The organism is Pedobacter frigiditerrae, from assembly GCF_004331645.1.
GTDB lineage: Bacteria > Bacteroidota > Bacteroidia > Sphingobacteriales > Sphingobacteriaceae > Pedobacter > Pedobacter frigiditerrae.
The window spans coordinates 847,604-867,446 of the sequence record NZ_SJSK01000001.1 but is presented as its reverse complement, the minus strand read 5'-3'; the positions used below and the strand labels follow the sequence as shown (position 1 = coordinate 867,446).

At 35.0% G+C, this 19,843-nt stretch carries 22 protein-coding genes; 10 read left to right on the top strand and 12 right to left on the bottom strand.

The features are described from left to right. Positions 1-4 precede the first annotated feature (4 nt). The 8 genes from EZ428_RS03755 to EZ428_RS03720 all read left to right on the top strand — a co-directional run bounded on the left by EZ428_RS03755 (position 5) and on the right by EZ428_RS03720 (position 7,744). A complete protein-coding gene (locus EZ428_RS03755) occupies positions 5-1,159 on the top strand; it encodes a PepSY-associated TM helix domain-containing protein (protein ID WP_131551764.1) in 1,155 nt (384 codons plus the stop codon). 1 nt (position 1,160) lies between these two features. Further along, complete coding sequence (locus EZ428_RS03750) at positions 1,161-2,084, top strand: DUF6607 family protein (RefSeq protein ID WP_131551763.1); 924 nt, start codon at positions 1,161-1,163, stop codon at positions 2,082-2,084. A gap of 123 nt (positions 2,085-2,207) precedes the next feature. Then, positions 2,208-3,353, top strand: a complete 1,146-nt coding sequence (locus tag EZ428_RS03745) for a M28 family metallopeptidase (RefSeq protein WP_131551762.1) — start codon at positions 2,208-2,210, stop codon at positions 3,351-3,353. Then, the gene (locus tag EZ428_RS03740; RefSeq protein ID WP_205945593.1) at positions 3,354-3,866 is read left to right on the top strand and encodes a 2'-5' RNA ligase family protein; all 513 of its coding nucleotides are present in this window, start codon (positions 3,354-3,356) and stop codon (positions 3,864-3,866) included. Positions 3,867-3,920: 54 nt separating this feature from the next. Further along, on the top strand, positions 3,921-4,991 hold the full coding sequence (gene namA / locus EZ428_RS03735; RefSeq protein WP_131551761.1) for an NADPH dehydrogenase NamA: 1,071 nt from the start codon (positions 3,921-3,923) through the stop codon (positions 4,989-4,991). A 77-nt stretch (positions 4,992-5,068) separates the two neighbouring features. Further along, positions 5,069-6,601 carry a DUF4394 domain-containing protein gene (locus EZ428_RS03730; RefSeq protein WP_131551760.1) on the top strand — a complete coding sequence of 511 codons (1,533 nt, stop codon included), beginning with the start codon at positions 5,069-5,071 and terminating at the stop codon, positions 6,599-6,601. 116 nt (positions 6,602-6,717) lie between these two features. Then, positions 6,718-7,023, top strand: coding sequence for a YbaB/EbfC family nucleoid-associated protein (locus tag EZ428_RS03725; protein ID WP_131551759.1), 306 nt, complete (start codon positions 6,718-6,720; stop codon positions 7,021-7,023). A 43-nt stretch (positions 7,024-7,066) separates the two neighbouring features. Beyond that, a complete protein-coding gene (locus tag EZ428_RS03720; RefSeq protein WP_131551758.1) occupies positions 7,067-7,744 on the top strand; it encodes a metal-dependent hydrolase in 678 nt (225 codons plus the stop codon). A 55-nt stretch (positions 7,745-7,799) separates the two neighbouring features. Here the strand turns inward: EZ428_RS03720 and EZ428_RS03715 are convergent, their stop codons facing one another. The 3 genes from EZ428_RS03715 to polA all read right to left on the bottom strand — a co-directional run bounded on the left by EZ428_RS03715 (position 7,800) and on the right by polA (position 11,926). Next, positions 7,800-8,168 (bottom strand): hypothetical protein, encoded by a 369-nt coding sequence (locus EZ428_RS03715; protein ID WP_131551757.1) that lies wholly within the window; start codon positions 8,166-8,168, stop codon positions 7,800-7,802. Positions 8,169-8,231: 63 nt separating this feature from the next. Further along, positions 8,232-9,107, bottom strand: coding sequence for an energy transducer TonB (locus EZ428_RS03710; protein ID WP_131551756.1), 876 nt, complete (start codon positions 9,105-9,107; stop codon positions 8,232-8,234). 11 nt (positions 9,108-9,118) lie between these two features. Further along, positions 9,119-11,926, bottom strand: a complete 2,808-nt coding sequence (gene polA, locus EZ428_RS03705) for a DNA polymerase I (protein WP_131551755.1) — start codon at positions 11,924-11,926, stop codon at positions 9,119-9,121. Between the two features lie 162 nt (positions 11,927-12,088). Between polA and EZ428_RS03700 the strand changes: the two genes are divergently transcribed. Further along, a complete protein-coding gene (locus EZ428_RS03700) occupies positions 12,089-12,760 on the top strand; it encodes a hypothetical protein (protein WP_131551754.1) in 672 nt (223 codons plus the stop codon). A gap of 75 nt (positions 12,761-12,835) precedes the next feature. On the opposite strand, the gene EZ428_RS03695 is transcribed toward EZ428_RS03700, so the two are convergent. The 7 genes from EZ428_RS03695 to EZ428_RS03665 form a co-directional block, all read right to left on the bottom strand. Continuing rightward, positions 12,836-13,399, bottom strand: a complete 564-nt coding sequence (locus tag EZ428_RS03695; protein ID WP_131551753.1) for a DNA-3-methyladenine glycosylase I — start codon at positions 13,397-13,399, stop codon at positions 12,836-12,838. Positions 13,400-13,460: 61 nt separating this feature from the next. Then, positions 13,461-13,811, bottom strand: a complete 351-nt coding sequence (locus tag EZ428_RS03690; RefSeq protein WP_131551752.1) for a carboxymuconolactone decarboxylase family protein — start codon at positions 13,809-13,811, stop codon at positions 13,461-13,463. A gap of 64 nt (positions 13,812-13,875) precedes the next feature. Then, the gene (locus EZ428_RS03685; RefSeq protein ID WP_131551751.1) at positions 13,876-14,202 is read right to left on the bottom strand and encodes an MGMT family protein; all 327 of its coding nucleotides are present in this window, start codon (positions 14,200-14,202) and stop codon (positions 13,876-13,878) included. Further along, a complete protein-coding gene (trmB, locus tag EZ428_RS03680; protein ID WP_131551750.1) occupies positions 14,202-14,852 on the bottom strand; it encodes a tRNA (guanosine(46)-N7)-methyltransferase TrmB in 651 nt (216 codons plus the stop codon). The genes EZ428_RS03685 and trmB overlap by 1 nt, the downstream gene beginning before the upstream one ends. 73 nt (positions 14,853-14,925) lie before the next feature. Continuing rightward, the gene (locus EZ428_RS03675; protein ID WP_131551749.1) at positions 14,926-15,651 is read right to left on the bottom strand and encodes a hypothetical protein; all 726 of its coding nucleotides are present in this window, start codon (positions 15,649-15,651) and stop codon (positions 14,926-14,928) included. A 153-nt stretch (positions 15,652-15,804) separates the two neighbouring features. Next, positions 15,805-16,188 (bottom strand): hypothetical protein, encoded by a 384-nt coding sequence (locus EZ428_RS03670; RefSeq protein WP_131551748.1) that lies wholly within the window; start codon positions 16,186-16,188, stop codon positions 15,805-15,807. Positions 16,189-16,190: 2 nt separating this feature from the next. After that, entirely contained in the window at positions 16,191-17,057 is an 867-nt protein-coding gene (locus tag EZ428_RS03665) for a hypothetical protein (protein ID WP_131551747.1), read from the bottom strand. 262 nt (positions 17,058-17,319) lie between these two features. Between EZ428_RS03665 and EZ428_RS03660 the strand changes: the two genes are divergently transcribed. Further along, positions 17,320-18,252 carry a hydrogen peroxide-inducible genes activator gene (locus EZ428_RS03660; RefSeq protein ID WP_131551746.1) on the top strand — a complete coding sequence of 311 codons (933 nt, stop codon included), beginning with the start codon at positions 17,320-17,322 and terminating at the stop codon, positions 18,250-18,252. Here the strand turns inward: EZ428_RS03660 and EZ428_RS03655 are convergent. Then, on the bottom strand, positions 18,249-19,079 hold the full coding sequence (locus EZ428_RS03655) for a hypothetical protein (RefSeq protein WP_131551745.1): 831 nt from the start codon (positions 19,077-19,079) through the stop codon (positions 18,249-18,251). The genes EZ428_RS03660 and EZ428_RS03655 overlap by 4 nt on opposite strands. 269 nt (positions 19,080-19,348) lie before the next feature. Continuing rightward, entirely contained in the window at positions 19,349-19,789 is a 441-nt protein-coding gene (locus tag EZ428_RS03650) for a hypothetical protein (RefSeq protein ID WP_131551744.1), read from the bottom strand. Positions 19,790-19,843: the final 54 nt, after the last annotated feature.

Genomic DNA, 19,843 nt, shown 5'->3' with positions numbered 1-19,843 from the left:
ATTTATGCCAGCAAAGAAAAAAAACAATAGGCTTAAATATTGGACAGGCAAAATACATTTATGGCTCGGATTAACTTCCGGGCTATTTGTATTTTTTTTAGGTATAACAGGTTGCATTTTAGCTTTTGAAGTAGAGATTGAGAATGCCATACAATCCTATCGTTTTACAGAAAATCAAAACAAGCCGTTATTACTTCCAACAAGGTTAAAAGAAATTGCAGATAAGGCGCTTCCAAATAAAAAAGCCCATAGCATTAACTACCAACCAGGCAAAACAACCCAAGTGGTTTATTATGCTGCAGAGCCTGAATATTATTTCATCGTTTTTGTAAATCAATATACCGGAGAAGTTTTAAAGGTTAAGGACATGAGTGAAGATTTCTTCAGGATTGTCATCAATGGACATTATTATTTGTGGTTACCTCCAGAAATTGGTCAGCTAATTTTAACAACCGCTACAATGATTTTTGTTTTCCTTTTAATCTCTGGATTAATTTTATGGTGGCCAAAAAGCAAGGCCGCCAGAAAGCAACGTTTTAGTGTAAAATTAAAATCAAAATGGCGCAGACTTAATTATGATTTGCATAACGTGTTAGGCTTTTATATGACTTTCATTGTTATTTTCATTGCTTTATCTGGAATGGTAATGGGGTTCCAGTGGTTTGCCAAATCGGTTTATTGGGTAAGTTCTGGCGGAAAATCTATGACTGTTTTTGAAGAAACATTTTCAGACACTACAAGAACAGCGAAACTAAGTTTAAATGCGGCAGCGGCTGATGTGCTTTGGGCAAAATTTGTAAAAGAAGATCCAACATTTAAAGGTAGCTATGATGTTCATATTCCAGAAAATGAAAAAGCATCTGTAGAAATTGCCAAAAACCCAGACCCTACAACTTATTGGAAAGCAGATTACAGGTACTTTGACCAACATACTTTAAAAGAAATTGAAGTAAAACACATATACGGTAAATTCTCAAACACTAGCACGGCTGATAAAATTTCGAGAATGAACTATGATATCCATGTTGGATCTGTATTAGGCTTACCAGGGAAAATAATCGCGTTTGTAGCTAGTTTAATAGCTGCAAGTATGCCCGTAACCGGGGTAATTATTTGGCTTGGCAGAAAGAAAAAAAGAAAACCACTTAAATTAATATAACATGAAAAAACTACATTTATTATTCGCTTTAATATCTTCAGTATTTAGCGTTACTGCACAAAACAAAATAGATCAAGATCGCGAAGCCATTAAATCTTTAGCAGGCTTTTATAAAGTAACGTTTAATTATGCCGAAACATTTTCTCCTGAAGATGATTACAAATTCCACGAAAGGCACCGTTCTTCAGCAAAGGAAATTGCTATTTTGGTAGAAGATTCTCCTAGGAAAATTGTTATCCAACATTTGTTGGTCATGAGAGGCGACAGCATGATCATTAAACACTGGAGAGAAGATTGGACTTATGAGGATCAAACTATTTTGGCTTATGATAAAGACAATGCCTGGAAAAAAGTAACATTATCTGCAAACGATGTAAAAGGAAAATGGACTCAAAAAGTTTTTCAAGTTGATGACAGCCCACGTTACCAAGCTATAGGAACTTGGGTACACGTAGATGGCAGACACCAATGGCAAAGTAATACAGACTCTCCACTTCCACGTAGAGAAAGCACTGAGCGTAATGACTACAATGTTCTAAATCGTGGCAATAACCTTTACTTAACTGCTAATGGTTGGATGTTCGAACAAGACAATAAAAAAATTGTTCGTGCAGATGGTAGAGATAAACTGATTGCGATGGAAAAAGGTATGGAAGAGTTTATTAAAACAGACTCAAAATCTTTTGGTTACGCACAAACTTGGTGGAAACAACAAGAAGCTTTCTGGAAAGACGCTCGTGCAAGCTGGGATGCAGTTTTTGCGGAAACGAGCTACTTGAAGTTAAACCTTAAAGTCGAGAACAAATTATTGTATGAGCAATTTTTCGCTTTAGGCGATCGGTCGACAAAAGAAAAATGGTCATCAGAAAAAAACAAGGAAAACATCAAAAAGGTAATCCAAACTTATTTAGTAAAAGCTAGCTAATTTTAATAGCAGTAATTTTTAGCCGCAGATTCGTAGATTCATCAAGGGTAAACCAAGAGAAAATCTGCGAATCTGCGGCTTTCTTATTTAGCATTTATTATATTGCTTGTCCAAAACATTTTTATGAGGAAGGTCTTAATTATTTCTCTCTTGTTAACAAGCTTAGCTTGTTATGCTCAAGATATAAATTATACCCAAAAAACTTTAAACACCCTTACGTCTAAAGAACTTTGGGGAAGAGGTTATACTAAAAACGGCATGAGTAAAGCCGCAGATTTTATAGAATCTCAGTTTAAATCTTTTGACTTGCAACCAATGGATGGAAAAGATTACAAACAGCGCTTTATGTTCTCTGTAAACACTTTTCCTGGACAGATGGACTTGAGTATTAATGGTAAAAAATTAATTCCTGGTAAAGATTTTATAGTTGGCCAGGCAAGTGTTGGCATTATTGCAAAATCTAATCTAGAGCAAAAAGATAGCGTAACATTTTTAGATGCGAAAAATAGAATTGTCGTTGTTTTACAAGATAAATTAACTTGGTCGGTAGCTCAAAAAGTAAATGATTACACTGAGATTTTTATTAAAAAATCATCGCTCAGCGAAACCCCTAAATCTTTAGCCGTTAATATTGAAAATCAATTTATTCCCGACTTTGCCGCATCAAATATTTGCGCCATAGTTCAAGGAGCTACTAAGCCAGATTCTGTAATAATGATTACTGCTCATTACGACCATTTAGGCGGTATGGGAAAAGATACCTATTTCCCAGGTGCGAACGACAATGGTAGTGGTGTTTCATTCTTGCTAAGTTTGGCAAAGTATTACGCTGCAAACCCTCAAAAATATACCATTGCTTTTATTTGTTTTGCAGGAGAGGAAGCCGGAATTTTAGGTTCTAAATATTTCACAGAAAATCCTATAGTTCCTCTAAAAAATATTAGGTTTTTAATTAACGTAGATATGGTTGGAACAGGCGAAACTGGAGCAACTGTAGTTAATGCCACCCAATATGCTAAAGAGTTTGCAGCACTAAACCAAATTAATAATGAAGGTAAACTATTGGTAAAAATTAATCCCAGAGGTAAAGCAGCCAACAGCGACCATTATTTTTTTACAGAAAAAGGAGTGCCAGCTTTTTTTCTTTATACACAAGGTGGAGTTGCAGCTTATCATGATGTTTTCGACAAACCTGAAACACTTCCATTTACAGTTTATGAAAATCTATTTAAGTTATTTGTTGGGTTTAATAAATATTTGATGAACTAGATGAAAATTAGGCGACAACTAACCTTATTTGTAGAAAACCAAACCATTGAAGAAATAAGGGCTAAATTTAATCAAATACAACACGCTATAATACCTGCTCACGTTACACTTTGTAGAGAAGATGAGCTAGAGGATTTAGAAAAAATTATAGCAAATATTAAAGCACTTCTAATTGATAAACCGATAAAGATTTCTTTTAATGAAGTGATAAGATTTGACGATGGCAAAGGAGTCTTAATTCCTGCAAATGAAGAGAATATCGATTTTCATAATTTAAGGAATCTCATATTGATTTATCCTAGAAAACATCTGCCGCATATAACCTTAATTCATCCCAGAAATTCAACTTGTACTGATTCCATTTTTGAAGAAATTAAATCTTCTCAATTACCTACAACATTATTCTTTAACAAAATCATTTTAATAGACAAAAAGATGGTGGGAAATGGAAAATTTTGGATGAATTTATGGTTTAAAAATAACTCGATGTCATTCCATTGTTTGGATATTTAAACGATAGAAACAAATCCATTTCCTTGTTGTTAATTTGCCTAAAAAATTTAGAACATGTCGTTACTTTTCTCTCCCATTAAAATAAAAAACATCGAATTAAAAAATCGGATTGTGGTTTCGCCAATGTGCGAATATTCTGCAACAGATGGTTTCTCTAATAATTGGCATTTAGTCCATTTAGGCAGTCGTGCTGTAGGTGGCGCAGGTTTAATTATTTTCGAAGCTACAAGCGTTTCTCCTGAAGCCAGGATTTCTATCGGCGATTTGGGCATTTGGAAAGATGAACACATTGAAAAATTCAAGGAAATTGTAGATTTTATTCATCAAAACGGTTCCGTAGCTGGCATTCAATTAGCTCATGCAGGGCGAAAAGCAAGTTTTGATATCCCATGGGAAAATCCATTGCAATTGCATATAGAAAACGGTGGTTGGGATACCGTTTCAGCAAGTGCAGAAATTTTTAGTTCTACAGATAAAACTCCAATTGCCTTAGATATTACAGGAATTGAAAAAGTAAAGGCGGATTTTAAATCGGCAACAGTTAGGGCAATTAAGGCTGGCTTTAAAGTAATAGAAATTCATGCGGCACACGGTTATTTGCAACATCAATTTTTATCGCCAATTAGCAATAAAAGAACCGATAATTATGGCGGTAGCTTTGAGAACAGAATTCGCCTATTGATGGAGACCATTGAAGCAGTAAAAGAAGTTTGGCCGGCGCAAAACCCTTTGTTTGTGCGTATTTCGGCAACAGATTGGGCAGAAGGTGGTTGGAATTTGGAGGAATCTATTCGTTTATCAGCTTTGCTAAAAGAAAAGGGAGTTGACGTAATTGATACTTCTTCTGGCGGTTTAACGTTAGCACAACAAATACCTTTAGTTCCTGGTTATCAAGTCCAGTTTGCAGCTGCCATTAAAAAGAAAACTGGGGTAACTACAGGAGCAGTTGGTTTAATTACTGATGCTAAACAGGCTGAAGAGATTTTACAAAACGGCGAAGCTGATTTAATATTTTTGGCTAGAGAATTTTTAAGAGATCCTTACTTCCCTTTGCATGCAGCTTTTGAATTAGGTGATGATGTGAAATGGCCATCGCAATATGAAAGAGCGAAGCCAAGAAAATAATTCTTGTAAGTTGTAAATCCATATGTTAAAAAAGTTCGTATCTGTTTCTAGATAAGGATTAACTAAAAATTAAAACCATGAAAAAACTTACACTCAACCCTATGCTAATTGGCAAATACCTATTCGCATTAATGTTTACCATTGCGATAATTTCTTGTAAAAAAGATAAGACGATTATTACTTTGCCACTCGTTGGTCCAGACCAAGAGTTCTACGTACTTTCTAACAATACCATTAAGTTATTTAATGGTAAAAACGTAAAAACTCAAATCAGCACAGTAACTATTACTGGTTTAACTGGTGCAGAAAAAATGTTAAGCGTTGATTTTAGACCAGCTACTGGAGAATTATATGGCGTTAGTGATGCTAGTAAATTGTACGTTATTAATGTGAGCACAGGTGTTGCAAGAGTCGTTTCGACAACAGCCTTTACGCCAGCTATAGTAGGCACAGCCGTAAGTTTAAACTTTAACCCAACAGTAGATAGAATTAGATTGATATCTAATATGGGTCAAAATTTACGTTTAAATCCTGAAACAGGACTTGTAGCTGCAACTGATGGTTCCATTAATGGAGCTGCAGGTGCTGTAATTTCTGGCGCAGCTTATACAAATAGCGAATCTGGTGCAACTAGTACTGTACTTTTTGATATTGATTTAACCACAAAAAAATTATACAAACAAGACCCACCAAATAATGGAACATTGGTTGAAGTTGGCAGCTTTGGTTTAGATTTAGGAAGCGCAGTAAGTTTTGATATTTCTCCAAAAAACACAAATGCAATTGCTACTGGATTCAGTGGCGGCATTTATAAATTGTTCACTATTGATGTTGCCACAGGCAAGGCAACCTTAGCTGGTGAATTTGCCAACGGCTTAACGATCCAAGGTATTGCCATTTCTAGCAATGCTGCAGCTTATGCTACAACTAGCACAAATAATTTATTAATTTTTAATCCCAAAAACACAGAAACTCCAATAATTAAAGCAATTACTGGTTTACAAACTAACGAGACTGTTGTTGGTATGGATTTTAGACCAGTAAATGGTCAAATTTACGCTTTAGGTAGTACGAGCCGTTTATATGCGGTTAATATTGGGACAGGTGTGTTTACACAAGTAGGCTCAGGCACACTTTCAACGCTGTTACTAGGTACTAGTTTTGGATTTGATTTTAACCCAACAGTAGACAAAATTCGTGTGGTTAGTAACACTGGTCAGAATTTAAGAATAAATACAGATGGTTCAGTATTTATGGTAGACGGGATTTTAGCACCAGGTACACCATCGGTTAGTGCAGCGGCATACACTAGCAATTTTTCTGGCGCAACAAGTACCAAACTTTACGTGATTGACCACAATACTGATAAGCTTTATACCCAAGACGCAAACGTGGGTACGCTAACTGAAGTTGGTGCGCTAGGTATTAATGTAGAAAATACATCAGGTTTTGATATTGTAAGTTCTGGCGCAACAGATACAGCTTATGCTATTTTAACTGTTGGTACAGCTACTAAATTATATACCATCAACTTAACAACTGGTGCAGCAACTGCTGGAAGAGAGATTCCAAACGCTGTAACAAGTTTTACTTTAGGTCTTAGACTTTAAGATATTCTCTCTATGTTTTGAAGCTGTATTCCAATGGGATGCAGCTTTTTTTATTCTTAAGGATATTTTTAAAACAATTTTCTACTATTTTCGATTATAAATAAAAACAAAATAGCATGTTCGATAAATTAATGGCTGCCCAAAAGCAGGCAGAAGAAATTAAAAAAAGATTAGACACCGTTTCTGTATTTGGAGAAGTGGAGGGTGGCGCAATAAAAGTTACAGCTACTGCAAATAAAGCAATTACTGCTATAGAAATTGAAGAGGGCTTTTATGCAAATGCAGATAGAGAAGAGTTAGAGGAACTTTTATTAACCGCTGTAAACAAAGCTTTGGCACAAGCTGATCAAGTTAGTGCAACAGAAATGCAAGCCGCAACTCAAAGTATGCTTGGTGGTTTAGGCGGAATGTTTGGAGGGTAATTGTTTTCTAAATACTTTATACTAACTACTATATACTTCTTTTATGAAATACACATATTACGGCCAATCTAGTTTTCTAATAGAAACTGAGACGACAAAGTTATTATTTGACCCATTTATTAGCCAAAATCCATTAGCTAAACATATTGATATTAGCAAAATAGAAGCCGATTACATTTTGGTAAGCCATGGCCATGGGGATCATGTGGGCGATTTAATTGAAATAGCCAAACAAACCAAGGCACAGGTTATTGCCATGCCAGAAGTTATTGGGTGGGTAATGAAACAAGACATTGAAAATGTACACCCGATGAACTACGGAAAATACACTTTCGATTTTGGAACCGTAAGAATGGTTTGGGCAACACACTCTGCCGGCTTACCAGATGGTAGTTATGGTGGTAATCCAGCTGGTTTTGTATTGGAATTAGATGGCAAACAAATTTATTTTGCGGGAGACACCGGCTTAACTGTTGAAATGAAATTGTTGGCTGAGCTGTATAAATTAAACTACGCCATTTTACCTATAGGCGGTAATTATACAATGGATACTGATGATGCCGTTATCGCCTCAAACTATGTGAATTGCGATAAAGTAATTGGCGTACATTATGATACTTTTCCACTAATTGAAATAGATAGTAAGGTTGCAATAGAAAGCTTTAAAAGGGCACAAAAGACTTTGTTATTACCAGCCATAGGCGAAACCATAACTTTATAAAAAAAGCCTTTCAGAAATTCTCTGGAAGGCTTTTTACTTAACAACTAGTTATGACTTAGTTTTTCTTTGCTGCTTCTTTATTTACTTTATAGCGCATATCTGCAGTACCGTCTTTTTTAGTAGGCCCAGTAACTTTTACTGCTGCTTTATAACGTTTGTCTGGTGTTCCGTCAGCTTTTAGCTTTACACCAGCAGCGTTTGTAGCTGCTGTTACTTTTTTAACAGCTACAGGTGCTGTTGTTTTAACAGTGGCAACTTTGGTTTCAACTTTTTTAACCTCCGTTTTAGTGGCTACTGGTGCTTTCGCAGCCGTCACTTTTACTTGTTTAGTAGCTTTTTTAGCTGGATCTGTTACAGCTGTCTGTGCGAAAGTAGTACTCATCCCTAATACTGCAATTGCGAAAATGCTTAATAATTTTTTCATGGTCGGTTTTAATTTTGATGTAAACTTCATCTATCCTTATGAAGATTAAATGAAGTTAATCAATTATCTCAAAGAAAACCTAATTGGAATTATATATCTCATTCTTACAGGCTCACCTAATTCTTTTGCCGGCAACCAATTCATTGAAGTTCTAAAAACACGTAATGCTTCACTACTTAAATCTGCATCAGGACTTTCTTTTACTTTAACATCTTCCAATTTACCATCTTTCATTACAGTAAATTCTAGTTTTACAGTTCCTTGAATATTGTTTTTTTGAGCATTTGCTGGATATCTAATTTCTCTACCCAAAAACTGATAAAACGCTTGCATACCGCCAGGGTAACTTGGTGGTTGAATAATAAAAACATTTTTTACGCTATTCCCATCTTGGTCGAAATAAATTCCATCAATCACTTTCCCCTTTTCATCGTATTCTTCACTAAGAGCTAGCTTCTTGCCTTTGTAAAACATTTTCCAATTTCCTGTTTTGATGCCCATTACATAATCGCCTTCTTTTTTTAAATCTCCATTATCCCAATAGGCTTTAAAATCTCCATTATACTTATCATAAGTATAATTTACGTTTTCAAACAATTGTTGATTTGGATAGTAATAATGCCATTCTCCATTTTTGTATCCTTTTTCATAGTTGCCCTCCTCTTTTACCACTCCATTTTCATAAAAAGTATAAGGTCCTTTTCTAACCTCCAACTTTTTATCGGCAAAGCTGATTTTTTCTCTTAAAACACCTTTTTTATCTGTTAAACTTAGTACCCAAAACTCTCCCTTTTGCTCAACATTACTAATCCATTTTGAGCGCATTGGGTCTTTGTTGTAACCTGGGTTCGAATATACAATTGTGGTATCCTGCCTTACTTGTGAAAAAGCAAGAGATGGAATAAATATTGAAACAATAAGCAGGATGTATTTTTTCATTTTATGATAAATTAATGTGCAGCTAACCAATTAACACCTTCGCCAATTTCAATTTCTATTGGCACTTCAGTTTTTATTGCAGTTTTCATTCTATGTGTAATAATGGCCTTCATTTGTTCGACTTCAGTTTTTAAAACGTCGAAAACAAGCTCATCATGCACTTGCATTGTCATTTTTGATTCTAGTTTTTGGTCTTGCATATCTTTATGGATGTTAATCATCGCAATCTTGATTAAATCTGCCGCAGAACCTTGTATGGGCGCATTAATCGCATTTCGCTCTGCATAACCTCTTACCGTTTGATTAGCAGAATTAATATCTCTCAAATATCTTCTTCTGCCCATTATCGTTTCAACGAATCCATTTTCACGGGCAAAGTTCATGGTATCACTCATGTATCTTTTAATACCTGGATATTGGGTAAAATATTGTTCAATAATCTCTGCCGCTTCTTTACGAGGGATGTTTAAATTTTGTGATAAACCAAATGCCGATTGACCATAAATAATACCAAAGTTAACCGCCTTTGCATTTCTTCGCTGGGTAGAATCTACTTCTTCAATACTAATTCCGTAAACTTTCGCTGCTGTTGCGGTATGAATGTCGATACCTTTGTTAAAAGCATCGAGCATGTTTTCTTCTTTACTTATTTCTGCAATTATGCGCAATTCAATTTGCGAATAATCGGCGGATAACAAAATATGGTCTTCATCTCTTGGAATAAATGCCTTGCGGACCTCTCTACCCCTTTCTGTTCTAATTGGTATATTTTGTAAATTAGGGTTATTAGAACTTAGCCTTCCCGTTGCGGCAACTGCCTGATTAAAACTGGTATGAACTCTGCCTGTTTTTGGATTTACTAATAACGGCAAAGCATCAACATAGGTTGATTTTAGTTTTTGCAGCTGGCGGAAGTCTAAAATATCCTTTACGATATCGCTTTTATGGGCTAATAATGTCAAAACATCTTCCCCAGTTTGGTATTGGCCGGTTTTTGTTTTTTTCGCTTTCGGGTCTAACTTTAGATGGTCGAACAGAACTTCGCCTAGTTGTTTTGGAGATGCTAAATTAAACTTCAGCCCTGCTTTTTCATAAACACTTTGCTCTGCTTTTGTAATCTCAGTTTGTAGTTCAATTGAGTAAGCATTTAATGTTTCGATATCTATTTTAACACCTTCTTTTTCAATATCTGCTAAAACATAAATCAGCGGATTTTCAATCTCCTCCGCAAGTTTAATGGCATTTTTCTCAATTAGTAAAGGCTCGAAAACATTTGCCAATTGTAAGGTTACATCGGCATCTTCTGCAGCATAATCAACTACATTTTCTACAGGTACATCTCGCATTGTTCCCTGACCTTTTCCTTTGGCACCAATTAAAGTTGTGATAGAAATTGGCGTATAACCCAAATAATTCTCAGATAAAACATCCATATTATGGCGTGTGTCTGGATCAATTAAATAGTGGGCCAGCATAGTATCAAAAAGTTTTCCTTTCACATGAACATCGTACCACTTAAACACCAACATATCATACTTGATATTTTGGCCAATCTTGGCGATGTTTTCATTTTCTAGGATAACTCTAAATTCATCAACAATAGATTGTGCTCCTACCCTATCTTCTGGAACAGGAATGTAATAACCTTCTCCTGGTTTAATAGAGAAAGATAATCCCACTAAATCTGCCAAATTCGCATCAGTTCCAGTGGTTTCCGTATCAAAAGAAATACTTGGCTGTTTTAGCAACAAGTCAATCAGATCTTTTCTCTTTTCAGGAGTATCCATTAAGAAATATTCATGTGGGGTATTACTGATGTTTTTTGCATCAATTGGCGTATCAAACAATGAAGGTTGCTCTGAGAAATCTTTCCTTTTTACTTCAACATTGTTGCCAAATAAATCTTGTTGTTGAGTGCCGCTTTTCGCATCATTTACGCTAAATTCTTCACCAAAAACTCGTTTCCCGATTGTACGGAATTCTAGTTCAGCAAACAGTGGCTCTAATAATTCTCTGCTTGGTTCTTCTAAAACTAATTTAGTTTCATCAAATTCAACTGGAACATTTAAAATTATGGTTGCTAGTTTTTTAGAGATTAATCCTTGCTCAGCAAAATTCTCAACGTTTTCTTTTTGTTTTCCCTTTAGTTCATGGCTATTGGCGATAATGTTTTCCATACTGCCATATTGTTTGATTAACAATTTTGCAGTTTTTTCTCCAATACCAGGAATTCCTGGAATATTATCTACCGCATCTCCCCAAAGTCCTAAAATATCAATTACCTGCAATACATTTTCAATCTCCCATTTAGCCAAAACTTCAGGTACACCTAAAATTTCCATTTCATTACCCATACGTGCGGGTTTGTAAATGAAAATATTTTCAGAAACCAATTGTGCAAAATCCTTATCAGGAGTCATACAATAAACCTGGAAACCCTGACGCTCACCTTCTTTTGCTAAGGTTCCAATAATGTCATCGGCTTCAAAACCATCTTTAGTTATTACAGGAATTTTAAAGCCCTCTATTAGCTTAAAAATGTATGGCAATGCTTTTGATAAATCCTCAGGCATCGCTTCACGATGAGCCTTATATGCCACAAAATCTGTATGTCTTTCTGTTGGAGCTTCAGTATCAAAAACAACAGCGATATGACTGGGCTTTTCTTTTTTCAAAACTTCCATTAAGGTATTTGCAAAACCCATTACGGCCGATGTATTAACACCAGTAGAGGTAAAACGAGGGTTTTTACTCAATGCAAAATGCGCTCTATAAATTAGCGCCATTCCATCTAAAAGAAAAAGTTTTTTATTACTCATGTGATTACACAGATTTTAATGATTCATAGAGAAAATTACCTTATGAAATCGTGAATTTGCAAAGTTATTATTTATTTTTAATTCACCTTATCTTTAATCTTTGTTCCTTATTCTTTATTCACCTATGTACAACTAGACCAAATATTTCCGTTATTTGTTACGATGAAAGCATTTAAAATCCTATCTGTATTTTTTCTTTTAAGCGCTAAGCTTTTTGCTCAAGACGCTATCTTAATTAGTGAAGGAAATTTTGTTCGTGGTGTAATTAAAGGGACAAACTTTAGTTCGGTTGCGATACAAGAAGATGACCAAGTTATAAAAGAATATCAAGCAAAAGATATTCAATCTTTTATTTGGAATGGCGAAACCTACACAAGCAAGCCTATTGTGGTGAAGAAGAAAATGGAATATCGTTTTTTTAAACTGATTGAATCTGGTACGGTTAATTTGTATTCTTATGGAGATAAGGCAGAAACGCCACAAGCTGCACAGCCAAGGGTAAAGGTTAGACCATCAGTAGGAATTGGTATGGGGACAGGTGGTTTTGGCGGAGGCTTAGGTGGTGGTGTTAGCATTGGTTTTGGTGGAGGAAGAAGAAATGATGAGCAGGTTAGCAGTGGTCAGAAAGGGAAAATAACTTACTTTTTAGAAAAACCTGGAACTGGACCAATGCAAGAAGTTGCCATTGAAAATACAAATGCCGTAAAAACCATTTTGTTGGCAAAACTAAACAATGATGAAGATTTAGCCACAAGTATAAAAGCTACAGAAAGCTTCGATGCAAAAAACTTGGCAGCTTATGTGAAGGCTTACAACTCTTCTGGAAAGAAGTAGGCCGCGTGAGAAGCGAGAAATCGTCCATCGTTTTTTGTCTGTCATTTCTAAAAACGAATAACGATAAACGCACAATTACCTTGCCACACAACCAATTATATGGTCGTTAACCATCCCTGTTGCTTGCATAAATGCATAACAGATGGTTGTACCAAAAAACTTAAACCCTCGTTTTTTCATATCCTTTGCGATAGCATCTGAAATTTCAGTTCTTGCGGGAATGCCGCCATTTTTAAAATCATTAACAATTTGATTTTTAACGGGCATAAAGCCCCACACAAAATTAGCAAACGAACCAAACTCTTTCTGAATTTCTATAAAAAGTTTAGCATTGTTTATGGCAGAATTAATTTTTAATCGGTTACGAATAATGGTTTCATCTTTCATTAATCGTTCTACGTCTTTTTCTTTAAAAGCTGCAACTTTCTTTACATCAAAATTGACGAAGGCATTTCTATAACCTTCTCTTCTTCGTAGAATTGTTATCCAGCTTAAACCAGCCTGAGCACCTTCCAAAACCAAAAACTCAAACAAGATTTTATCATCGCGAACAGGCTTACCCCATTCTGTATCATGATATTTGATGTATATCGGGTCGTTTCCGCACCAGTGACAGCGTTTTGAGTTGTGAGCTTCCATATTGACAATTAACAATGAGATTGCTTCGTTCCTCCCAATGACGAGGTGGAAAAATAATTAACTAAGAATCCGAACTGTTCAACTCATCCCAAAACTCAACCGCTCTTCGGTAATGAGGAATTACAATTGAGCCACCTACCAAATTGGCAATCATAAATACTTCATTTACTTCCGCATTATTAACCCCCTCGTTGTAGCATTTTTCTAGATGATATTTAATGCAATCATCGCAACGCAAAACCATTGAAGCCACCAAGCCTAGCATCTCTTTTGTTTTTACATCTAAGGCGCCATCTGCATAAGTAGTTGTGTCTAAGGCAAAAAACCTCTTGATGTTTGTATTTGATGTTTCCATTATTCTATCGTTCATTTTTGTACGATAGCTATTAAATTCTTCTACTAGTTTTCCCATGTTTTAATTTTTGATTATGAATTACGATTGGATATCTAAACATCGGCCTTTCCGACCCGGACTTTTATAACTCTTCTAACGGGTTCCAGAAAACCTTTTTAAAATCTTTTACCTTATCATTTTCAACCCTCACTCCTTCTTGCTCCAATAATTGTTGCATCAATTCCGGTGGCGAGAAATGAAATTTTCCAGTAAGCAATCCACTGCTATTTACTATTCTATGAGCAGGCACTTTTGGATGTGCAATGCCAGCATTACTCATGGCATAACCAACCATACGAGCAGAGCCGCCAGCACCCAAAGCTTTTGCAATTGCACCATAAGAAGTTACCCTCCCTTTTGGAACTAATCTTGCAACTTCAAAAACCTGTTCGTAAAATGAATCGTCCATTAGCTAAATGAAAATTGGATATAATTGATGTTTTTATCATGTTTCAAATAAATTCTTTCATAATGAGTTTTGATGGATAAAACTTCATCTGCAAATTCGGATTGGTAAAGGTGTGCCGTATTCTTGTGGGTAATTAGCTTTAGTTCTTCTACTTTTTCACAAGTATAAGCGTAAAGTCCATCGTTATCTGTTTTAAGGTTCATTTTCCCACCTGGTTTTAGCAAAATTCTATACTTTTCTAAAAAGCCAGGAAAAGTTAAACGCTTCTTTTCTCTACTTTCTTGTGGTTGTGGGTCGGCGAAAGTAATCCAGATTTCATCAATTTCTCCTGGAGCAAAATATTCTAAAATATCCTCAATCTGTATTCTTAAAAAAGCTAGGTTTTGTATGCCTTCATCAACGCCTGTTCTTGCACCTCGCCAAATCCTGTTTCCTTTTAAATCTACGCCTACAAAGTTTTTCTCTGGAAACAGCTTAGCTAAATTAACAGCATATTCTCCTTTACCACAGGCTAACTCTAAAACTACAGGATTGTTGTTTTTGAAATGTTCTGATGCCCACTTCCCTTTCATCACTTTCCCCAAATGCAATTGATATACGTTTGGAAAGGTATCTATCTCTGCAAACTTTCTTAATTTATCTTTACCCACTTTAAAATTTTTAAAACACAAAAGTAAGATTTAATTGCCATCTAAACATTAGCAATAAGTAGTTCTGCAAAAATTAAAGTAGTAACTTATTTCTTTCGAAAATACTGGAAGATCTAGAAACACCATACACAATACCACCTGCCGAAACCTGATAACCAAGAGAAATTACATATACTAGTTTTTCTAAAATAAGACCTGTTTTATTATCTACCAAATAGGTTCCATTGCTACTACTGTTGACTAGTTTTCCAATACTAGAACTTGTAAATTTTAAAATAGTGTTTTTTTCATTCACATTCTCAATCCAAAATTTAGTGGTGATTTTCTCATTGCCAGTAGTTGAAACATCCGTCCAATTATGTCCTTTTATTAAGTTTTTAGTATAGGTAATATCAGCAAATAGGTCAAATAATTTCCCCTTTTTAAAAACCTCAGGTTGTATCCCAGCAAAAGCAAGCAAGGTATCTGTTGCAAGCTCAACCTTTTCAACATTAAAGGATTCTATAATTCCATATTTGTTTATTTTTACATCAACAGGCTTATTGACAATATAACTTAGGGCATTTTTAATGGTTGAACCATCTAAGCCAGAAGAAGAATTGTAATGTAATTTTTTACCCATTGCATCAATAAGATTATCTGTGCTTTTAACCTTAACATTAAATGTATAATCATTATCATCTACAGCAATTACTTTTGATATTTTTGAAACGGTTGAAGTAGAGTTTACCTCAAGAACTTGTTTGCCCCTTTGAATGATTGATTTAGAATTAACCACAACATCTGTTTGATATTCCATGTTATTTTTGAAAATAAAAATTCGATGCCCATCTTGTGCGAATGAGACAAAACGAAATAATGTGAATATAAAAAGGAAATAGGTTTTCAAATATTTGTAGTTCGACATTTCTTATGTGTTAAAAATTACACTATCCTAAAATTAACTGGGGGCCTAATACAAGGCAAGCCTTACTTGGGGGTTAGAAGGAATAGTTGGCAATGGAGGCAGCATTATAGTTTTAGGAAAATTAGACTGTGTAATATCTCCTTCGATAGATTGAATCATATTTGATTCTGGCGCTATTGGCATTCCCGGAGAAGAGGGCAGCTGTGGCAAATAGCTAGCAGCCATTATAGTTGGCACGCCGGGGGGCACAATAATTGGCGGCATTGCAGGAATGGCAATATTGTAACCAAAATCTGGATTTAATGATGGTGCTACAACTGGCAATGGGACTTTAAAATCTGAATTATTGTTTCTGCCATTTTGAGCCATAGACTTACTCAAGCTTATCAAGGTTATTGACATCGAGAAAATAAAAATTAATCTTTTCATAATTATTTTTTGCTTTTTGATAATGAAAAAGGACAACCAATAGTTCCTATCATTGATACTCTATCGCCTGAGTTCTTGGTAAGGTTATAAACACCTAAGCCAATTATTAGGGGAGAATCTTTTACCGGCTGAAAGCCGGTTGAAAAACCAAGATTTAAACCAGACCATTCTACATTGACATTTACATTTTTCAAAACTTCATAAGACACATTTGCAAAAATGCCTGTACCGTGCTTACCTTTACCTGAAGCAATGTCCCAAGGGCTTTTATACAAAAAGCGCCCATTACCAATACCAATGGTATAAATCAATCCAGAATATCCAGCCTCGCTTGATTTTACAGATTGAACAGCATGACTAAATGAAATATAATATGTTCCATCTGGCGCATCTGATACTTTTTGATTTGCAAAAAGTTGAACTCCCCCTATTGCGATACTACTTGCTTTAAATAGTTTTCGGCTTAGTATAATATTTCCTGAAAAATCTCTTAGCTCTGTTATCCTTGTTATATTAACACTAGCCGAAATACCAAAATATTTGCTTGGATTACCAAAACCAATACCAAAAGAGCCAATTAAATCTCCTTTATTCGGCTTTACATACTCTGCAGGAAAAACCCCACCCAAAAGTGCAAAAAGATATGTTGAATTGCCAACCCATCCTGTGGGTGTCATTATACTATGTGTACCGTTATTTGGCAACAAGGTTACGTCAGCAAGAGAAAATATAGCCTTTGCCGATATCATCGAATCTACCTTTAACTTCAAGCCATTTTCAAATGGGTCCTGAGCTTTTGAAATTTTAGGAAGAAGAATAAACACCACAACAGCGATCATTACAATGCTGATTATATTGTTCTTTTTCATAAATAAGCGGATAATTCCTTATCCAGATTTTGAAGCGTTAACTTATTGATATATAAATTTATAACTTTTTATTTATTAAGCAACTTTTAGAAAAATTTAATCTATGTGCAGACAATACGGGTCGATGAAATTAGAATAATTGACCCCAAAGCTTATTCTAAAAATGATTCTTAAATAGAATTTTGATCAAATTGATTCAAATGAACGAGAATTAACATAGTTAAAATTGATACATTTGTAAATAATAATAAATTATAGCTATATGACATTAGTTCAACTGGAATATATAGTAGCTGTAGACACCTACAGGAGCTTTGTAAGCGCTGCTGATAAGTGTTTTGTAACACAGCCCACACTGAGTATGCAGGTGCAAAAGTTAGAAGAGTTTTTGAACGTTAAAATATTCGATAGGAGCAAGCAACCCATTGTACCAACCGAGATTGGAGCTCAGATCATAGCTCAAGCCCGTATTGTTTTACAAGAGAACAAGAAAATTAAAGAAATCATTAGTAGTCAACAGCAAGACGTAATTGGAGAATTAAAAATTGGGATTATCCCAACTATTGCCCCTTATTTATTGCCTAAGGTTATTGCTTCTATGTTAGAGAAATACCCTGATCTAAAATTATTAATATGGGAATATACAACCGAAGACATCATCCATCATTTAAAAACCGGCGTAATTGATTGTGGAATTTTAGCTACTCCTTTGTTAGATATAAATATTTCTGAAACACCAATGTACTATGAAAACTTTGTAAGTTATATCAGTAAAAACAGCAAGCTCTTCAAGAAGAAAGCAATAGATGCAGATGATTTAGAAGATGAGAATATATGGTTATTAAACGAAGGGCATTGTATGAGGTCGCAGGTATTGAACATTTGTCGCTCTACAAAAAACAATCGCTTACAATCCTTAACCTACAACACCGGAAGTGTAGAAACTCTAATAAGGATGGTTGACGTAAATGATGGCGCAACCTTATTACCCGAATTAGCATTGGCTGATTTAAATGCTAAACAGTTAAACAAAGTGCGTTACTTTAAATCTCCAGAACCAGTGAGAGAAATTAGCTTGGTAACACATAAAAACTTCATTAAAAAAAGAATGTTAAATGCATTAAAAGAGGAGATTCTGGCTATAATTCCTAAAACAATGAAGAACAGGAAGAAAAAAGACGTAATTGGAATCTAATAGTAGGTGAGTTTTTTTGTCTTCTCAATATAAATCTGATTGTTCAGTAACTCTTTAATTGTGATCACATTACCAAATGCATCATGTTCGTAGATAAACTCCAATGTGAATGGAACTTTTGCAGGTGAAGGATAAACAACTGCGGCTTTATTCAGTCCAATTTTAGTATTTGTATGAATAGTATGCTTTTTTAGTTGATCATTATTATATTCATAAACTTCGTCTGTAAACAACGTATCTCGACTTGAATGACGCCGAATCAACTGTTGTTTTGAATTATAAAAATAATCAATTTTGGTTTCGATCTTCTTTGCCTTGTCATTAAAGTCTTCATATTTTTCGATTTTCAATAATCCTTTATCATATAAGTAATGACTATACAAGGCGGGCGTATCAGCTTTCCCATTTCGGACGAAGTAAGCCCTTTTTTCAATGGGAAGATGGTCAATATCGTAAGCATAGGCAATAGCAAGATAAGAACCTGCATTTGAAACGTCATAATAAGACTTTGCAAGCACCATATCATTAGCCTTGTATTCATACACAATAGCAGATGTTCCAAGCTGATTACCTCCCATACTACCACTTTTGCTTTTTTTGATCAATAAGCCAGTAGAACTATAAAAAAAATTAGTGTTAGTGCGGATAATGGTGTCGCCGTTAAAAATTGTTGCCCGATACTGAACAAGGTCCTTATCTTGTTTATTTTTTGTGTCTTTATTAAAATAAAGACGGTTCTTGTCTCTCGGTTCTTTTAGTATCCACTCTACAGCATTGTTTTTTTTGAGAATATTTATAGGCTGTAACAATATCACGCTTATTTTCATTAAATGGAATGAATGAAAGCCGATCTCCTTCTTTTGTTAAGTATTCTTCAGAAATGGTGTCTGTTCTAACCGAATTATTGCTATATCTTGTTACGAAATAAACAATTGACTTTACTGGTTTTCTTTTGTCTAGCGCATAAAATTTATCATAGTCAAAAGGCTTTGGCTCAACTTTAACATCAAGAGTTTCTTGGCAACGAACTGTTATTGCGAACGGAAGTAGTACGATCAATATTACGAGAAGCAAAAAGAGCTTTCTCTCCATACATTTAATTATTTCCTACAGACTTCAAACCTTCGATACCAACCACTTTTTCTTCTTCTTCACCCTTTTTCAACTTTTTCTTCTTCTTATTTGGGTCAACACCACTTAGCCGCTCTTCGGTAAGTTTATTGTACTCTATTACCTGTTCAGGCTTTAAAAGGCTTTTAATATTGTTATTTGTTTCGTTGTTCAGCTTGAAAAAGTTAGTCTCATCTTCTGGTCTAAAGGTACCCGCTTGTTGCTTTTTGTACAGCGCCAACTGCTCCTTAGAGAGATTAAAAACATAATTATAGATTACGCCTCTTTGAGTTGGCGTTAATTTTAATCTCTTATCCATCTCTTCTATATTCTTCTTCGCAAGTTCTTCTGCTGTAGGGATTTTCTGAGCCCAACTAGAAAAAAAGCCACTAAACATCAACATCGTAATTAAAATCAGTCTTCTCATGGCACAAATTTAAGAAATAAATCGAAAAAAATAAGGCTTGTGAATTTCTCTTCA

Coding starts and splice junctions, on each gene's coding strand:
- EZ428_RS03660 (WP_131551746.1), top strand. CDS start 17,320: ATGACATTAGTTCAACTGGAATATATAGTAGCTGTAGACACCTACAGG.
- EZ428_RS03650 (WP_131551744.1), bottom strand. CDS start 19,789: ATGAGAAGACTGATTTTAATTACGATGTTGATGTTTAGTGGCTTTTTT.
- EZ428_RS03750 (WP_131551763.1), top strand. CDS start 1,161: ATGAAAAAACTACATTTATTATTCGCTTTAATATCTTCAGTATTTAGC.
- EZ428_RS03695 (WP_131551753.1), bottom strand. CDS start 13,399: ATGGAAGCTCACAACTCAAAACGCTGTCACTGGTGCGGAAACGACCCG.
- EZ428_RS03670 (WP_131551748.1), bottom strand. CDS start 16,188: ATGAAAAGATTAATTTTTATTTTCTCGATGTCAATAACCTTGATAAGC.
- EZ428_RS03730 (WP_131551760.1), top strand. CDS start 5,069: ATGAAAAAACTTACACTCAACCCTATGCTAATTGGCAAATACCTATTC.
- EZ428_RS03725 (WP_131551759.1), top strand. CDS start 6,718: ATGTTCGATAAATTAATGGCTGCCCAAAAGCAGGCAGAAGAAATTAAA.
- EZ428_RS03690 (WP_131551752.1), bottom strand. CDS start 13,811: ATGGGAAAACTAGTAGAAGAATTTAATAGCTATCGTACAAAAATGAAC.
- EZ428_RS03700 (WP_131551754.1), top strand. CDS start 12,089: ATGAAAGCATTTAAAATCCTATCTGTATTTTTTCTTTTAAGCGCTAAG.
- EZ428_RS03755 (WP_131551764.1), top strand. CDS start 5: ATGCCAGCAAAGAAAAAAAACAATAGGCTTAAATATTGGACAGGCAAA.
- EZ428_RS03740 (WP_205945593.1), top strand. CDS start 3,354: ATGAAAATTAGGCGACAACTAACCTTATTTGTAGAAAACCAAACCATT.
- EZ428_RS03675 (WP_131551749.1), bottom strand. CDS start 15,651: ATGGAATATCAAACAGATGTTGTGGTTAATTCTAAATCAATCATTCAA.
- EZ428_RS03655 (WP_131551745.1), bottom strand. CDS start 19,079: ATGAAAATAAGCGTGATATTGTTACAGCCTATAAATATTCTCAAAAAA.
- EZ428_RS03685 (WP_131551751.1), bottom strand. CDS start 14,202: ATGGACGATTCATTTTACGAACAGGTTTTTGAAGTTGCAAGATTAGTT.
- EZ428_RS03710 (WP_131551756.1), bottom strand. CDS start 9,107: ATGAAAAAATACATCCTGCTTATTGTTTCAATATTTATTCCATCTCTT.
- namA (WP_131551761.1), top strand. CDS start 3,921: ATGTCGTTACTTTTCTCTCCCATTAAAATAAAAAACATCGAATTAAAA.
- EZ428_RS03745 (WP_131551762.1), top strand. CDS start 2,208: ATGAGGAAGGTCTTAATTATTTCTCTCTTGTTAACAAGCTTAGCTTGT.
- EZ428_RS03665 (WP_131551747.1), bottom strand. CDS start 17,057: ATGAAAAAGAACAATATAATCAGCATTGTAATGATCGCTGTTGTGGTG.
- polA (WP_131551755.1), bottom strand. CDS start 11,926: ATGAGTAATAAAAAACTTTTTCTTTTAGATGGAATGGCGCTAATTTAT.
- EZ428_RS03715 (WP_131551757.1), bottom strand. CDS start 8,168: ATGAAAAAATTATTAAGCATTTTCGCAATTGCAGTATTAGGGATGAGT.
- EZ428_RS03720 (WP_131551758.1), top strand. CDS start 7,067: ATGAAATACACATATTACGGCCAATCTAGTTTTCTAATAGAAACTGAG.